This window comes from Aquipseudomonas ullengensis (assembly GCF_014174475.1).
GTDB classification, from domain to species: Bacteria; Pseudomonadota; Gammaproteobacteria; order Pseudomonadales; family Pseudomonadaceae; genus Aquipseudomonas; species Aquipseudomonas ullengensis.
Map to the genome: position 1 here is coordinate 219,372 of NZ_JACJUD010000001.1, position 17,059 is coordinate 236,430.

Annotated in this window: 11 protein-coding genes; 4 read left to right on the forward strand and 7 right to left on the reverse strand. The window is 64.4% G+C overall.

Annotation, left to right across the window (positions count from 1 at the left end; all coding sequences use genetic code 11):
• Window positions 1–2 precede the first annotated feature (2 nt).
• From H3H51_RS00945 to H3H51_RS00970, 6 genes are all read right to left on the reverse strand, one after another.
• Complete coding sequence (locus H3H51_RS00945) at window positions 3–1,112, reverse strand: WD40/YVTN/BNR-like repeat-containing protein (protein ID WP_183087144.1); 1,110 nt, start codon at window positions 1,110–1,112, stop codon at window positions 3–5.
• 141 nt (window positions 1,113–1,253) lie between these two features.
• The gene (locus tag H3H51_RS00950; RefSeq protein WP_183087145.1) at window positions 1,254–2,618 is read right to left on the reverse strand and encodes a DUF1329 domain-containing protein; all 1,365 of its coding nucleotides are present in this window, start codon (window positions 2,616–2,618) and stop codon (window positions 1,254–1,256) included.
• 12 nt (window positions 2,619–2,630) lie between these two features.
• Window positions 2,631–4,310, reverse strand: coding sequence for a DUF1302 domain-containing protein (locus H3H51_RS00955; protein WP_183087146.1), 1,680 nt, complete (start codon window positions 4,308–4,310; stop codon window positions 2,631–2,633).
• A gap of 148 nt (window positions 4,311–4,458) precedes the next feature.
• Window positions 4,459–5,583: an FAD-dependent oxidoreductase gene (locus H3H51_RS00960; RefSeq protein ID WP_183087147.1), complete on the reverse strand. Its 1,125-nt coding sequence runs from the start codon at window positions 5,581–5,583 to the stop codon at window positions 4,459–4,461.
• Between the two features lie 178 nt (window positions 5,584–5,761).
• Window positions 5,762–6,124 carry a Rieske 2Fe-2S domain-containing protein gene (locus H3H51_RS00965; RefSeq protein WP_183087148.1) on the reverse strand — a complete coding sequence of 121 codons (363 nt, stop codon included), beginning with the start codon at window positions 6,122–6,124 and terminating at the stop codon, window positions 5,762–5,764.
• A 14-nt stretch (window positions 6,125–6,138) separates the two neighbouring features.
• Window positions 6,139–7,077, reverse strand: coding sequence for a VOC family protein (locus H3H51_RS00970; protein ID WP_183087149.1), 939 nt, complete (start codon window positions 7,075–7,077; stop codon window positions 6,139–6,141).
• A gap of 322 nt (window positions 7,078–7,399) precedes the next feature.
• On the opposite strand from H3H51_RS00970, the gene H3H51_RS00975 reads away from it, so the two are divergent.
• Together H3H51_RS00975 and H3H51_RS00980 are read left to right on the forward strand one after the other, a co-directional pair.
• Entirely contained in the window at window positions 7,400–8,314 is a 915-nt protein-coding gene (locus H3H51_RS00975) for a LysR family transcriptional regulator (protein ID WP_183087150.1), read from the forward strand.
• Window positions 8,315–8,504: 190 nt separating this feature from the next.
• Complete coding sequence (locus H3H51_RS00980) at window positions 8,505–9,662, forward strand: alpha/beta hydrolase family protein (RefSeq protein WP_183087151.1); 1,158 nt, start codon at window positions 8,505–8,507, stop codon at window positions 9,660–9,662.
• Window positions 9,663–9,837: 175 nt separating this feature from the next.
• Here H3H51_RS00980 and H3H51_RS00985 read toward each other — a convergent pair whose 3' ends face one another.
• Entirely contained in the window at window positions 9,838–10,779 is a 942-nt protein-coding gene (locus H3H51_RS00985) for an AraC family transcriptional regulator (RefSeq protein ID WP_183087152.1), read from the reverse strand.
• 158 nt (window positions 10,780–10,937) lie between these two features.
• Here H3H51_RS00985 and H3H51_RS00990 point away from each other — a divergent pair, with 158 nt between their 5' ends.
• Together H3H51_RS00990 and putA are read left to right on the forward strand one after the other, a co-directional pair.
• Window positions 10,938–12,122 (forward strand): FAD-dependent oxidoreductase, encoded by a 1,185-nt coding sequence (locus tag H3H51_RS00990; RefSeq protein ID WP_328803607.1) that lies wholly within the window; start codon window positions 10,938–10,940, stop codon window positions 12,120–12,122.
• Window positions 12,123–12,706: 584 nt separating this feature from the next.
• Entirely contained in the window at window positions 12,707–16,645 is a 3,939-nt protein-coding gene (gene putA / locus H3H51_RS00995; RefSeq protein WP_183087154.1) for a trifunctional transcriptional regulator/proline dehydrogenase/L-glutamate gamma-semialdehyde dehydrogenase, read from the forward strand.
• The last annotated feature ends 414 nt before the right edge of the window (window positions 16,646–17,059 follow it).

A 17,059-nucleotide genomic window follows, 5' to 3' on the forward strand; every position in this document is an offset into this window, starting at 1 on the left:
CCTCACTCCGAAACGGCGGTGGCTGGCTGCGGCACGCGCAGCAGGCCGGTGAAACCGGCGACGATCAGGCTGCCGTCGGCGGCCTCGATCAGGCTTGAAACGGGTTTGCCCAATGGCCGTCCGAGGAACTGCAGGGCCTCGCCCCGATTGACGAACAGCGCGCCGGCCTGGTTGGCCAGCACCACCGAGCCGTCGGCCCGGGTGGCGGCGTCGCTGAAGGACACCGGCATGGGCACCGGCATCGGCTGGAAGCTGGCGCCGGCGTCCGTGCTGATAAAGGCGTGGCCCTTGAGCCCGCCGACCAGCAGAGCGCCATCGGCACGGCTCTGCAGGGTGAAAAAACTGCCCTCATAGGGGCTGTCCAACTGGGTGAAGGAGGCGCCGTCGTCAGTGGAGCGAGCCAGGTAGCCTTGCTCGCCGGCGAGGAACCAGAGAGCGCCCTGACGGCTGATGGCATACAGGTGCATGCCCATGTGGTTGTCGATGTGCCCCACCACCGATTGCCAGGTGGCGCCGCCATCGCGGGTCTGCAGCGCCAGGCCATAGGCACCGACGATCAGGCCGTTTTGTGCATCGATAAATTCAAGAGCCAGGAACGGCTTGTCCGCACCATCGGCGACCAGGCGCTCGGCGCTTTGCACGCGCGCCTCGGCAGCGTCCGGATCCATCGCCCCAGCCTGTTCGGCCTTGGCCGTATCCAGCTCGATCTGCGCCGCGCGCAGGCCGTCCAGCTGTACAACCCAGCTTTCGCCGCCATCACGCGTGGCCAACACCACACCCGCGTGACCAATGGCCCAGCCATTGCGCGCATCGACAAACTGCACCGCGCTCAGGCTGACCGACACCGGCACTGCGGCCTGTCGCCAGCTCTGCCCGTTGTCGTCGGAAAGCAGCACCAAGCCACGCTCGCCCACTGCCACCAGGCGTTCGCCGGCGCGGGCCAGATCGATCAACACGCTCTTCTGGCTCGGCGCCACCTGCATCGCCGCGGTACTCAGCGGCGAACCCACGGCGGCCGTATCCACGGCGGCTCCATCGGCCAGGCACCAGGGTGCGCTCAGGGGCAGCGTCAGGGCCAACAACAGGCGGCCCAGCTGACGAATTCTGTTCATTGCCTACCTCGAAAAACACCTGCGCCCGGAAGGCGCAAAAAGCTACTTGCTGTCATTCCCGCCTGTGCGGGAGTGGCGGCTAACGCCGTGGGGCGGGTGAAGCCCGTGGGTTTCACCCGCCCTACGGTTGGCAGCCGATGCTTAGCGCACGCCCTGCCCGGCCATGGCGGCAGGCGAGAACTCGGACTTCTTGTAGCGATCGACGATGCCGTACTGCTCCGCCAGACCGGTGTAGAGGTTCTGCACAAACCAGGCACCGGAGGTCAGGTCATAGAAGCCGGAGGTCAGCTGCGCCTGGGCAGGCAGGTCTGGCAGCACGGCTGGCAGCGACCACAGGGTCTTGGCCAGCTGGCCGTTGGCGTCCCAGCGGTCGCCGAGCATGGCTTGCCAGGTGTCTTCGTCCAGGTAGTAGCGGCCCTTCGGCAACTGGTGGCGCTTGCCGGCGGCCAGGTTGGCTTCCACGACCCACACGCGGTGCAGTTCCCAGCGCACTACGTCGGGGTTCATGTGGTGCTTGGCGAACACGTCCTCAGGCTTGGCGGCGGCCTGCACCTTGTTGGTGTTGTAGGGGATGTAGACTTCCTTCTTGCCCACCAGCTTCCAGTCGAAGCGGTCCATGCGGCCCTGGAACACACTCAGTTCGTCGAACGACATGACCCCGGCGGTGGCCGGTGTCGGCGTGTCGCAGCAGGCGTTGGGCAGTTTGCGCACGCGGCGCTGGCCACTCAGGTAGACGTGGGCCTGGGACTTGTCGCCGTTGACGTTGGTGCGGCCCATGATCTGCTCGCCGGCACGGATCGGCGGGCCGACGTTGAGCAGGCGGAACAGCCAGTAGTCACCGTCGAAGGTCTCCGGGGTGCCGTCCTGGTAGTAGTAGGGCATTTCCTGGATGGCCTGGCCGTCGGTGGTCATCACCTGGTTGCCATCGGCGGTCATCAGGTAATGACGGAAGTGCATCGACAGCGAGGTGCCACGCCAGTTGAGGGTGTGGTTCCACATGGCTTCGGTGCCGTTCTGCGGAATCGGGAACGGGATGCCGCCATAGGCGCCTTCCGGGATCAGCCCGCCGCTGCTGCTGACCAGCTTGGCGCGGGTAGCGTTCTTCAGCGTGTTGTCATACACCCACTGTGGCGCGGCGGCCGTGCGGCGAGTCGGGTAGACATCGATGCGGTAGGTTTCCGGGAAACGCTTGAACATTTCCTTGCTGCCGTCACTGAGCTTGTCGGCGTACTGCGCCAGGTTCTGCGCGGTGATGCTGAACAGCGGCTTGTCGGCGGCGAACGGGTCGCTGCGCTTGCCGCCCGGCTTGTAGGACGGGTCGACGGTGGTGTAGCCACCGTCCCAGGCCGGGATGGTGCCGTCGGCGTTGCCAGCTTTCTCGGCACCGAAGGGAGTCAGGGTCTTGCCCAGGGCGGCAGCTTCTTCAGCCGTGGCAGCCTGGGTAAACGGCGCGGCGACGGCCAGCAGGGCGAAGCACAAGGCCTTGAGAGTGAACGGAGTGGTCATGCGCAAGTCCTCTTAAAACGTGGTCTTGACGGAGAAAGCCAGGTAATCCCGGTCTTTCAACGACTGCTTGAAGTTGAACTGGTTGGCCGCGTTGAGGTTGGTGTCCTCGGCGCCGTAGAAGTGGGTGTAGGTCAGACCCAGGGTCACCCGATCCAGGTAGGTGGCGGTTACGCCGATGTTCATGTCGCCGCCGTTGTCCGGGCCGAACGAACCCACCGCCAGGGACTTGCCCATGGGGAAGTAGCTGGCACCCAGCGGCACGCTGACATCCACGCCGGGGAACAGCTGGCGATAGGTCGGCGCGTACACCAGCTTGATGCCCAGGCCGTCGTCGGTGCCGTTGGGGTCGAGCGCATTGCGGTTGTCGGTGACCTTGAGCACGCGGTTCCAGGCGATCTCACCGACCAGGCTGGCTTCATTGGAGATGAAGGAGGGGCCGAGGGAGGCCAGCACGTTGAGGTTGACGTGAGCGGTGCGGCCGATGGCGTACAGCGCGTCTTTGTCGTTGTCTGCGGCAACGCCCGGCAGCACGGTCTGGCCATTGGAGACCAGCGGCATGTTCCAGCGCATCGACGCCTCACCGGCGAAGCTGTATTCCTCGACCGTGGTGGAGAAGCTGGCGCCCAGGGCCTGGATGTCTTCCGGGTAGACCCAGTAGTACTCGCCGATCTGGCCGGTACTGAAGTTCGGCGCACCGGTGCCCGGCTTGAGGTACAGCTTGGGCGTCTTGTCGTGGTACTGGATGGCGTACACGCCGTACTCCACGGTTTCCGCGTTGTACTTCAGCTGCAGGCCGCCCTGGCCGGAGCTCTTGGCTTCCTTGTCGTTGCCGTGGAAGAACGCCGCCGGGCTGTCGGCGTTGCCACCGAGGAAGGCCGGGAATGGCGCGCCGACGATCAAGCGCTCGTTGCCTTCGCCGATGGTGTCACTGGTGGAGAAGTAGCTGCCGGCGCCTGGCAGGCGGGTTTCTTCCCACTCGAACTGGTAGAACGCGCCCACCGACACATCGTCGGTCAGCTGGTAAGTGGTCGACAGCTGGCTGACCGGCCGGGTGATTTCCTTGAACTGAGTGTTGGGCACCGATTGCGCCTTGACCACGTCCACCGGGGCCATGCCGCCGGCGATGCCGTTAGCACCGAAGAACAGGCTCTCGCCCCAGATCAGGCCATGCCGACCGAGACGCACGGACAGCGCGCGCTCAGCCAGTTCACCGTTCCAGTAAACGAAGGCGTCGAGAATTTCGCCGTCGCCGCCGTGCAGGTGGCGGGTGTCGTCGGTGAATTCGTCGTAGGCCACCGAGCGCTGGTTGGAACGGCCCGGATCGTCGTTGTCGTTGTCGTCCTGGTACTCGGTGTCGTACCAGGTGGCGCCGCTGAGGCGGGCGCCGAAGTCGCGGAAGCCGATGTCCAGCTCGGAGAGCACGTCCATACGGTTGGAAATCAGGCCTTTCTCGAAGTTGCGATCACCGTCGTCCTGGTTGCGCGCCACTGCGCTTTCGCTGAGCTTGCTGCTGGGGTCTTGCAGACGCCAGGCGGAGCTGTACTTCAGGGTGTTGTCCCAGCGCAGGCTGAGGTCTGGGTTGCCCGTATCAATCTGAAACGCCTGTGCAACCGGTGCGCCAAGCACCAGGGCTGCCGCCAGGGTCAGAGTGAAGGGTGCACGCCGCGACGCGGCGATCTTGCGAGTAGCCATCGAAGTAACCCTCTTTATTGTTCTTGTGTGTCAGTTCTACTTGCGTAACCACCCCCGTACCGAACAAGGCAAAAGCCGGTACGGGGGCGGGTATTTCGGTGTGCAGGGGTGCGCGGAACCGGCAGCACGCAAGGTGCCGCGCACGAAATCAGACGGGTTCGGCCGTGAGCTTGAGCATCTGCACGACAAGGCCGATGCGGTCGAAGCTGTGGTCGTGGGCGATTTCCTTGTCGCCGGCCAGTACCGAGCTTTCGCTGATGTACTTGCAGCGCTCGTAGCGGCGCGCCATGAAGCGTTCGAGTTGCTGCTCGACGCTGCCACCGGCGGTCAGCTCTTCGCCAAGCACCACGGCATCTTCAATGGCCATGCCGGCACCCTGACCCAGGTGCGGGGTGGTGGCGTGGGCAGCGTCGCCGATCAGCAGCACGCGGCCGCGGTACCAGGGCTCGCTGACGAACACCACTTCCAGCGGTTTGTAGACCACCTGGCTGCCGTCGGTAATCTGCTCGCGCAGCTCGCCGATCAGGCCGCCGAACCCGCTCAGACGCTTGCGCATCTCGTCGGCCAGGGTGTCCGTAGCCATCCACGGATTGCCCGGCTCATGGGAGGTGACGAACATGTACATGAGGTCATCGGCCAGCGGTACCAGACCGGCGTTGCCGGCAGGCCCCTGGTAGTTGGCCAGGTGATCGATCGCCGCTGGACGCGGGAAGTTGTAACGCCACACCGACTGGCCGGTGAAGCGCGGCTGGTATTTGTCGCCAAACAGCAGGCCACGCACCTTGGAGAACAGGCCATCGGCGCCGACCACCAGGTCGTAGCGGCCGCGACTGCCATCGGTGAACAGCACATCAACGCCCTGCGCGTCCTCGGTCAGGGTTTCCACGCTGAGGCCCAGGCGCACCGAGGCACCGAGAGCAACAGTGGTTTCGCTGAGGACTTTGTGCAGGGCCAGGCGCGAGATGCCGACGTTGGCCGGATACTCGGGGCCCGCCAGGCGCTGACCGGGAATGCGCACCAGTTGCTGGCCGTCGGTGGTGTTGATGGACACATCTTCAAAGGCGAAGGCGGCATCGAGGTAGCCATCGAGCACGCCCAGCTTGGCCATCTCGCGGACCACGTTGCTCTGCTGGATGATGCCGACGCCGTACACCGTCCACTCGGCCTTGAGCTCGACCAGGTCGACCTCGATGCCTTTGCGACGCAGGGCGATGGCGGCACACAGGCCACCGATACCACCACCCACGACGAGAACCTTGTTCACTGCATTCATGGCTGTCTCACTTCTTGTTCTTGTGATTCGGGCTAGCGTTTTGCCGGAACGATTCAGGCGTCGTTTCCGGGTACTTACTGATCCAGCTGCTGCCGCGTTGTGGTCACTTTCCCGGCAAAGCAGCCCTTTGACTAATCACTTGTAGGGATGCGATGTATCGTCAAACGCGATACCTCGTTCAGCCCTCACACAGCGCCAACTGACCGCCTTCCAGCACCAGCCAGCCGTCTTCCAGATGCCACTGCAGAGCGTTCAGGTGCTCGCCCAGGCAGGGCCCGTAGATGCACAGGCCGCTGTCCGGAAGGAACTGCGCGCCATGGGCGTAACAGACGATCAGGCTGCCGTCGGCGGAGAGAAAACGGTCCTTGCGGTACTCCAGGCGCACATCCAGATGCGGGCAGCTGTTGCGGTAAACCCGCACCTCGCCGCCGTGGCGCAGGGCAAACACGCTGTCCTTGCCCGCCTGTAGCGGGTCGAACCCACGGGCCTGCCCCTCAACCAGCTCATCCAGCAGACACAACGCGATAGCGGCGTGACTCACGGGCGAACCTGGACTCAGGCCTGCTTCGGTGGCGGACCACCCGGGGCCCACTTTTCCTTGGAGGTGAACAGGAACAGCTGCGAGTTATCCGCAGTGAGAGGGGCAACACGCGCTTCCCACTCGCTGTCGTGCTTGTCCATGTCCGCGTCGTACTCGATGTGGCAGCCCAGCGGGCTGTTGAAGTACCAGAACCAGTTGGAGCCGAAGAGGTGACGGCCCGGGCCCCAGAAGCTGGTCCAGCCTTTCTGCTCGAAACGGCGCCCGGCCAGCAGCACTTCGGTGCCGCTGCCCATGTGGAAGGTGAAGTGCTCGCAGCCCTTCATGTGCGGCGGGGTCTGGATCATGAACAGGCAGTGGTGGTCGTCGGACCCGGCCGGGCGCATGAACGGACCAGCACCGATAAAGGTGTCGGTGGTGACGAAACCGAGGCGCTTGTAGAAGGCCTCGGCCTTGACCGCGTCCGGTACGAAATACACCACGTGCGACAGGGTGCGCGGCACGGCCGGCATGTCCAGGGTGATGCCCGGCTGGTTGACCGGGCGCTGTGGCGCGTGACCCGGCGCGTTGCTCAGGTCGGCCGGCGCGCTGAATTCACGGCGCACGCTGACCTGGAAGGCGATGGCGAAGCCCATGTCGTCGACGCTGTGGACCGCGCCAGCAGCATCACGAGTAACCGGGCGATCACGGCCCAGCTCATCGGCAATGGCGTCGAGGTCGGCCGCACTGGCCACGCCGTAGACGGTTTCGCGAATCGAGGGTGCCGGGCCGATGGCAGCCGGCAGGCTGGCATCGTCGGCGCGGCGGATGATCACCGCGGTGCCGTCGAGGGCTTCGAAGCGCCCGCCATTGCTATCTACATCGACGGGCTGCAAGCCATAGTCACGCAGGCAATCGGTACAGGCTTGAATGTCATCGACGCCAAAGATCAGGGCGTCAAGGCCGATGATGTTCATGGTTACCACTCCATTGAAATTATTCTGCGGACAGCCCGTCACCAAAGGCCCTGTCAGCGCGACAAGCGTCTGCCAGGGGGGTGCGGGTATCCGGTGGTGGAGTCGGAAAAAGCGTCACGGCCAACCGACTGGTGGCGAGATTGCCGCGCGGGCTCACCCCTGACTAATCGCTTGTCGGGATGCGATGTATCGGCAAACGCGATACCTGGAGGAATGACAGAAAGCGTGCGTTCAGCGGCCAGTCGATGGTCGGAACAGGGTTGACGCGGCGATGCTTAGCCAGGAAGGTATCTCGAAAATAAATACAAGATCCGAGATTGCCATGCGCTTCAACCACCTGGACCTGAACCTCCTGGTGGCGCTCGATGTACTGCTCGAGGAGCAGAACATCACCCGCGCCGCCGAACGCCTGCACATGACCCAGTCCGCCACCAGCGGCGTGCTCGGTCGCCTGCGCAATTACTTCGAAGACGAATTGCTGGTGCAGGTCGGGCGCAAGATGCAGCCCACCCCCTATGCCCTGGAACTGCTAGCCCCGGTGCGCGAAGTACTGCTGACGATCCAGTCATCGATCACCGCCAAGCCGGTGTTCGACCCGGCCAGCAGCAAGCGCCACTTCCGCCTGATTACTTCGGATTACCTGATCAGCGTGCTGTTCGCCCGGGTGATCCAGAAGATCCACAAGGAAGCGCCACACATCACCTTCGAGATGCTCGGCCCCAGCGACAACTCCGGCGAGTTGCTGATACGCGGCGAGGTCGACCTGATGATCGTGCCCGAGCGCTACATCCTCGAAGGCCACCCCTCGCAACTGCTGTTCGAGGAAGAACATGTGTGCGTGGTGTGGAAGGGAAACCCGCTGGTGGGCGATCACCTGACCCTGGAGCAATACATGGGCATGGGCCATGTCTCGGTGGGTTTCGGCCGCACCCGGCACATGAGCATCGAGGACTGGTTCATGAACCAATACGGCTTCAACCGCCGCCTGGAAGTGATCACCAACGACTTCAACACCCTGCCCCAACTGATCGTCGGCACCCAGCGCATCGCCACCATGCACCAGCGCCTGGCCCGCCTGTATGCCGCACACCTGCCACTGCGCATCCTGCCGACACCGGTGAAAGTCCCGGTAATGCGTGAGTTCATGCTCTGGCACCGCACCATGGATCGCGACCCGATGCACCGTTGGCTGCGCGAGCGCATCAGCGAGTTCATCAACGACCTGGATCAAGGCTGACGAGACTGGCGCGACACTTTTCAATCGATCAGCCGCGCCAATTTCCTATCTCGTTTCGCGATACCTCGCATCCCGACTCACGATTGGCCAAATAGCTGCCCCCTCCTTAACGTGCTCGGCAAACGGCGTCCGTGGGCTCTGCCTGCCCGAATCACGGCGCTCGCCTGCAGCCACGAAAAGGACAACAAGAATGTTCCGTTACTTCCCCACCAATTACGTCTGGGACCTTTCCGTCAACCTGGCCATCGAGATGGGCGCCCGCATCGGCGAAATCGAAGAGATGTGCAAGCCGCTGGCCGAAGCCGCCAAGCAGCCCGATGCCGCCGGCACCGCCGCCTTCCGCGAAACCTGGGCGAAGATGGCCGACAAGCTGTGCGGCCTGGCCGAAGAAGACGAAGCCGCCGGCCGCCTGTTCTCCGCTGGCGAGAAATACAACCGCGCTTCCACCTACTACCTCACCTGCGAACGCCTGCAGGCCCACGGCGCACCAGGCCGCGAGGCGCTGTACCAGCGCGTGCTGGAGACCTTCGCCCGCGGCATCGCGCTGAGCAAAGAGAACTGCGAGCGCGTGGAAATCCCCTACGAGGGCAAGCACATCTCCGGCCTGCTGGTGCGTGCCGAGGGCGTGGACGGCCCGGCGCCGATCCTGCTGCAGGTCAACGGCCTCGATTCGACCAAGGAAATGAAATACCGCGTCGGTCTGCCGGCCTGGCTGGCCAAGCGCGGCGTGTCCTCGCTGATCATCGACCAGCCCGGCACCGGCGAAGCCCTGCGCCTGCACAACCTCACCGCCCGCTACGACAGCGAGCACTGGGCCAGCCGCGTGGTCGACTGGCTGGAAACCCGTAGCGACGTCGACGCCAAACGCATCGGCATGGAAGGTGTGTCCCTCGGCGGCTACTACTGCCCGCGCGCCGTGGCCTTCGAGCCGCGCTTCGCCTGCGGCGTGGTGTGGGGCGCCAACCACGACTGGCGCGACGTGCAGAAGCGTCGCCTGGAGAAGGAAGGCGAACTGCCAGTCCCGCATTACTGGACCCACGTACGCTGGGTCTGGGGCGCCAAGGACATGGACGAGTTCATGACCATCGCCGAGAACGTGCACCTGGACGGCGTGCTCGACCGCATCAAGGTGCCGTTCCTGGTCACCCACGGCTCGAAGGATTCGCAGATCCCGCTGAAGTGGGCCGAGCGCACCTACGAGCAACTGGTCAACAGCCCCAAGCGTGAGCTGAAAATCTTCACCGAGCGTGAAGGCGGCGTGCAGCACTCCAGCTTCGACAACAGCATCAACGCCGGGCAATACATTGCCGACTGGGTTGCCGAAAACCTCGGCGGCCGGGTGGCCTGATTCTCCACACCCAGTAGTCTCGACGCTACGTGGTGCTCCACGGCAGGTGCGCAAGCCCTGCCGTTTTTTTATTGGTGGCTCCCACGCTCCTGCGTGGGCACCCAACCCTGGAACGTCCCGTCCCCACAGACGCTGCGCCTCTGTAGACGAAAGCCCTTTTGCCCCCTTCTCGGCCTCAAATTTGCTGGTTGCGATACTGCCTGGGCGACATGGACATGCGCTCGCGGAAGGCCTGGCGGAACACCCGATCGGACTGATAACCCACTGCCGAGGCGATATGCGCCACTGAGTCCGTGCCGCCGCGCAACCGTTCAGCGGCCAGGCTGATGCGCCAAGCGTTGAGGTAGTCGATGGGCGACTGGCCAATCAGACGACAGAAGCGCGCGGCGAAGGTAGAGCGCGACAAGTTGGCGGCCGCAGCCAGCAGCGCCACGCTCCACTTGCGCTCGGGCACCTCATGGATGGCGAGCAAAGCCTTGCAGATGTACGGGTCTTGCAGACCCTTCATCCAGCCGGGAGAAAAACTCTGGTCGGTGAGGATATAGCTGCGCAGCAGACCGACCACTATCAACTCGGCCATGTGCTTGGCCACCGCGTAATAACCCGGTTTGTCGTCGGCCAACAGCGCCTCAATGGCCGGGCGAATCTGACTGAGGATGCTGGCGTCGCCGTCGCGCAGGACGATGAAATCCGGCAGGCCCGCCAGCACGAAGGCTCCCTGGCCGCTCTGGATGCTGAACGCCAGCCCAAGCAAGCGGCACAGCTCGCCGCCGCCGCCATGCACGACGGAAATCGCCGACCCAGGCTGCACGCTGCGGTCTAGTCGGGGCGAGCGCGGCTCGCTCCAGTTCAGTTCGCTCAGGTCAGTGGTGGCGACGCCCAGTCGCGAGAGGAGGCGGCACTCACCACCGCGCGGCGCCAACAAGGTGTCGCCCTTGGCGAGGTGTAGAACCTGCCCTGTGGCGGCCTCCACCACGAAGCGCCCCTCGGTGACGATAAAGCAGAAGCCGGGCCGGTAGTCGCGTACGTGCACGCCCCAGGGCTCCGACAAGTGCCAGCTAGAGATGCTGGTCGACTCGATCTTCAGCATCGTCAGGAAGTGGCTAAGTAAGTCCATCACGGCACACGACTAAGAGTATTCATCCGAAAAGTAAGATAGAAACGCATTTTTTGTCCAGGCATAAACCTCCAGAATTCCCGCACAACAACAAATCGAGGGATATGCAAATGAGCGCCGACCCTAGCCTTCAATGGCGTGCTGGAAAACGAGTAGCTGTGATCGGAGCGGGGCCAGGCGGCGTTTCCACCGCGCTGGCCCTGCAGCAGCAAGGCTTCGACGTGCGAGTCTTCGAGAAGCAGCCGGAGCCGAGACCGCTGGGCGGTGCCGTGCTGCTGAGCGTGCCGGTGCTTGCGGTGCTGCGCCATTACGGCGTCGACCTGAGCAACTTCGGCTCGTTCACGGTCACCGAATTCCGTAACAGTAAAAACCGCCTGCGCTCGCGCCTGCCTTTCAATCAGTCCGTGGAACAGTCCTTTGGCATCAAGGGCTGGCACTACGGCATGCTGCGCGCCAACGCGTTCGCGCGGATGATGGAACTCATGCCCGCAGGGATGCTCGTGCCCAATTCGGACTTTGACCACTACACGCAGACGCCGGATGGGGTGACCGTCACCTTCAAGGATGGGAAGACCATTGAGGCCGACATCCTGGTTGGCGCCGACGGCATCCGCTCCGGCGTGTCGCGCCAGGCCTTCGGCGAGCCTGAACTGTTCCATGTAGGCCTGCGCGTCTGGCTGGCCTGGTGCAACCCCATCGACGGAATTCCCGCGCAGACCGGACGGATCATCCACTCGCACAAGTACCAGGCCAGCTTCTTTCCCATGCTGCACGACGGCAAGCCGGGCTACGAATGGTGGGTGGTGGAACCCTGCGAGGAAAACGCCCCGGCACCGGCGGACATCGCCGGCCACATCGGCCAGATCCTGCGCAACTTCCCCGACCCGCTACCGCGCCTTATGCAGTCCACCAACCTGGAAACCCAGATGTTCAAGTGGGACATCTACAACCGCCCCTCGCTACAGCAGTGGAGCAGTGGCCGTGTGGTCTGCCTGGGCGACGCCGTACACCCGGTCTCCCCCTACGCCGCCTATGGCATGGGCATGGCCATTGAGGATGGCTATTTCCTGGCCAAGGCGTTAGCCGGCGCTGACCTGAGCGACCCTCGGCAGATTACCAATAGCTTCCACGGTTTCGAGTCGCAGCGAGTGGCCTACGTCAACCACCACGTAGAGTTCGCCAGGAAACTCGGCAATGCCTTCCACAAGTTGCCCTACCCTCTGGCCAAGCTGCGCAACTTCGTCTTCGACCACACCGGCATTCTTGACCGGATGATTCGCCGCGATTACCTCGCCGACGCGGAGAAGATGTCGCTGATGATGCAGGAGCTGCACCAGGCCTAAAGCGGGCCCTGGAGCATGATGAGACTGCCGGCTGGGTTGCTGAAAACCGGGTCTCACCGCGCAACCACCCGCACCACGCCCTGGGCAAACGCCGGATACCTGTCATGGGTATTCGGCGTTTTGCTGCGCAGGCAAACCGTAGGGCGGGTGAAACCCGCGTATCCAGCGACGCGGGTTTCACCCGCCCTACCGTATTGACCCAACCGATTATCGGCTCGCCCCGACTTGCCCTGCCATACGCGCCCGGCTGTGCCATACCCAATAGACGCGGGTGAGCGTCAGGGCCACGAAAACCAGCCCAATCCATCCCAGCCCCTGAACCCTCATCACGCCCAAAAGCACCCAGGGTTGCACCTACAAAATGCAGTACCCAACAAAAGGCGCAACCCGATAAAGACCATGAGACTCACGCATCTCAAGGCCTGCAGTACAGATGAAGAGGATGCAACGACAGATAAATCCAGCAGCCGCAGATTCTGACGAACGCACCCGCATTACGGGTTGCACCTAGTTGCACCTAAAGTTATTCGCGGTTTACTCTTCTGCCACGCGCCACCCGCGCACCAGCCCAGATAGGAAAACCAATGGCCACCACCACCCTTGGCGTAAAACTCGACGACGCTACCCGCGAGCGCCTGAAGCAAGCTGCCCAATCCCTTGATCGCACGCCGCACTGGCTGATCAAGCAAGCGATCTTCAACTATCTGGAGCAGGTCGAAGGTGGTCTGACCCCGGCCGAGCATTCCGGCCTGGCCGCCGCTGCCGGCGAAGAGTCGATTGACTCGCTGAGCGAGCAGGGCCTGCAGGTCTTCCTCGATTTCGCCGAGAGCATCCTGCCGCAATCGGTGCTGCGCGCCGCCATCACCTCCGCCTATCGCCGCCCGGAAATCGAGGCGCTGCCGATGCTGCTGGAGCAGGCCCGGCTGCCGAAAGAGCAAGCCGAGGCCACCCAGAAGATGGCCCTTGGCATCGCCGAGAAGCTGCGTAACCAGAAGACCGCCAGCGGCCGCCAGGGCCTGGTGCAGGGGCTGCTGCAGGAGTTCTCGCTGTCGTCCCAGGAAGGTGTCGCGCTGATGTGCCTGGCCGAGGCGCTGCTGCGCATTCCGGACAAGGCCACCCGCGATGCGCTGATCCGCGACAAGATTGCCAACGGCAACTGGAGCCAGCACCTCGGCCAGAGCCCGTCGATGTTCGTCAACGCCGCCTCCTGGGGCCTGCTGATCACCGGCAAGCTGGTGTCCACCCACAACGAGGCCGGCCTGTCCTCCTCACTCAACCGCCTGATCGGCAAGAGCGGCGAGCCGGTGATCCGCAAGGGCGTGGACATGGCCATGCGCCTGATGGGCGAGCAGTTCGTCACCGGTGAAACCATCGGCGAAGCCCTGGCCAACGCCAGCACCACCGAAGCCAAGGGCTTCCGCTATTCCTACGACATGCTCGGCGAGGCCGCACTGACCGAGGCCGACGCCAAGCGCTACCTGGCTTCCTACGAGCAGGCCATCCATGCCATCGGCAAGGCCTCCCACGGTCGCGGTATCTACGAAGGCCCGGGCATCTCGATCAAGCTCTCCGCCCTGCACCCGCGCTACAGCCGCGCCCAGTACGAGCGGGTGATGGACGAGCTGTACCCGATCCTGCTCGGCCTGACCAAGCTGGCCAAGCAGTACGACATCGGCCTCAACATCGACGCCGAAGAAGCCGATCGCCTGGAAATCTCCCTCGATCTGCTCGAGCGCCTGTGTTTCGCCCCGGAACTGGCCGGCTGGAACGGCATCGGCTTCGTCATCCAGGCCTACCAGAAGCGCTGCCCGTACGTGATCGACTACGTCATCGACCTGGCCAAGCGCAGCCGCCACCGCCTGATGATCCGCCTGGTGAAGGGTGCCTACTGGGACAGCGAGATCAAGCTGGCCCAGGTCAACGGCCTGGAAGGCTACCCGGTGTACACCCGCAAGCCGTACACCGACATTTCCTACATCGCCTGCGCGCGCAAGCTGCTGGCCGTACCGGAAGCCATCTACCCGCAGTTCGCCACCCACAACGCCCACTCGCTGTCGGCCATCTACCAGATCGCCGGGCAGAACTACTACCCGGGCCAGTACGAGTTCCAGTGCCTGCACGGCATGGGCGAGCCGCTGTACGAGCAGGTGGTGGGCAAGGTCGCCGACGGCAAGTTCAACCGTCCATGCCGCATCTACGCCCCGGTCGGCAGCCATGAAACGCTGCTCGCCTACCTGGTCCGTCGCCTGCTGGAAAACGGCGCCAACACCAGCTTCGTCAACCGCATCGCCGACCAGAGCATCTCGCTGAATGACCTGGTCCTCGACCCGGTGATCCAGGTCGAGCAGATGGCCGCCCAGGAAGGCGCTGTCGGCCTGCCGCACCCACGCATCCCGCTGCCGCGTGACCTGTACGGCAGCGCCCGCGCCAACTCCAGCGGCATCGACCTGGCCAACGAACACCGCCTCGGCTCGCTGTCCTCGGCACTGCTGAGCAGCACCAACACTGCCTACGTCGCCGCGCCAATGCTCGGCGGCGACCTGCCAGCCCCTGGCCCGGCCGAGCCGGTGCGCAATCCGGCGGATCAGCGTGACCTGGTCGGTCATGTGCATGAAGCCAGCGAGGCGGACATCAAGAGTGCAATCCTCTGCGCCCAGTCCAGCGGGCCGATCTGGCAGTCGACCCTGCCGGCCGAGCGCGCCGCCGTACTGGACCGCGCCGCCGACCAGATGGAAGCGGAAATCCAGCAACTGATGGGCCTGCTGGTACGCGAGTCCGGCAAGACCTTCGCCAACGCCATCGCCGAAGTGCGCGAGGCCGTGGACTTCCTGCGCTACTACGCCGCCCAGGCGCGTGACTACTTCAGCAACGACAGCCACCGCCCACTGGGCCCGGTGGTGTGCATCAGCCCGTGGAACTTCCCACTGGCGATCTTCAGCGGCCAGGTTGCCGCGGCCCTCGCCTCCGGTAACACCGTGCTGGCCAAGCCGGCCGAGCAGACTCCGCTGATCGCCGCCCAGGCCGTGCGCATCCTCCTCGAAGCCGGCGTACCGGCCGGTGCCGTGCAACTGCTGCCGGGCCGTGGCGAAACCGTCGGCGCCCGCCTGATCGGTGACGAGCGCGTGCGTGGCGTGATGTTCACCGGCTCCACCGAAGTCGCCGGCATCCTCCAGCGCAATATCGCTGGCCGCCTCGACGCCCAGGGCCGCACCATCCCGCTGATCGCCGAGACCGGCGGCCTCAACGCGATGATCGTCGACTCCTCGGCCCTCGCCGAGCAGGTGGTGGTCGACGTGGTCAACTCCGCCTTCGACAGCGCCGGCCAGCGTTGCTCGGCCCTGCGCGTACTCTGCGTGCAGGCTGACGTAGCCGACCGCGTGGTGGAAATGCTCAAGGGCGCCATGGCCGAATACCGCATGGGTTCGCCGGAGCGCCTGAGCACCGATATCGGCCCGGTGATCGACGCCGAAGCCAAGACCAACATCGAGCAGCACATCGAGAAGATGCGCGCCAAGGGCCGCAAGGTGTTCCAGAACGCCCGCGCCAGCGGCGACGAGATCAAGCGCGGCACCTTCGTCATGCCAACCCTGATCGAACTGGACAGCTTCGACGAGATGCAGCGCGAAATCTTCGGCCCGGTGCTGCACCTGGTGCGCTACCAGCGCAGCGACCTCGGCACCCTGCTGCAACAGATCAACGACAGCGGCTACGGCCTGACCCTCGGCGTGCACACGCGCATCGACGAAACCATCGCCCAGGTGGTGGACAGCGCCCACGTCGGCAACCTGTACGTGAACCGCAACATCGTCGGCGCCGTGGTTGGCGTGCAGCCGTTCGGTGGTGAAGGCCTGTCCGGTACCGGCCCGAAAGCCGGCGGCCCGCTGTACCTCTATCGCCTGCTGTCGACCCGCCCACAGGAAGCGGTGGCCCAGCAACTCAAGGGCGACAACGTGCAGCCACTGCCACGTCCGGCCGAGCAGGAAAAATCCCTGCACGCCCTCAACGACTGGGCCGGCAAGCACGACAAGGCCCTGGCCGCGCTGTGCGCCCAGTACGCCGAGCTGGCGCAGAGCTACACCTGCCACGTGCTCAACGGCCCGACCGGCGAACGCAACACCTACAGCCTGCTGCCGCGTGAGCGCGTGCTGAATCTCGCCGAGGAGCGTGGCGACCTGCTCGCGCAACTGGCCGCGACCCTGGCCGTGGGCAGCCGCGCACTGTGGCTGGAAAGCCAGCGCGAACTGTTCGCCAGCCTGCCGAAAGAGGTGCAGAAACGCATCGACCTGGTGGCTGACTGGACCAGCGTGGATGCCGAGTTCGACGCCATCCTGCACCACGGTGATTCCGACCAGTTGCGTGAAGTCAGCCAACTGGCGGCCCAGCGCAAGGGTGCGATCATCGGCGTGCACGGGCTGAACAAGGGTGAAACCGATATCGCCCTGGAACGCCTGCTGATCGAACACGCACTGAGCGTCAACACCGCAGCGGCCGGCGGCAACGCCAGCCTGATGACCATCGGCTGAGTTCCGCGACTGCAATCACGGTGGAAAATGCTGCGCAGTTTTCCACCCTACCCGGCCATGACCGCCGTGTAGGGTGGATAACGCTCTGCTTATCCACCATCGGCTGCAGCCAAACACCAAGCAGAAAGCCTGTTGAAAGGTTGGCGCGGCATCCTTGCCCTGCTCATCTACGGTGCACGGCACCCAGCGCGGGGAACTCGCGCCAGGTGCCACACCCCGGTGTCCACAGCGGCCTTTGCGCCGCTCGCCACCAACCGCAGCACACCCAAGCTCGGGGGCTTACCCGCCCGGTGCCGCGTCTTCCCTCTCGACACCCTCGGTGTCAGCACCAGCCTACCCGGCCAGTGCCCTGGTGGGGCCACAAGCCCCGCTAGCCCCTTCCCTCGCTACGCCGCTCAACCGGCAGCCAACGTA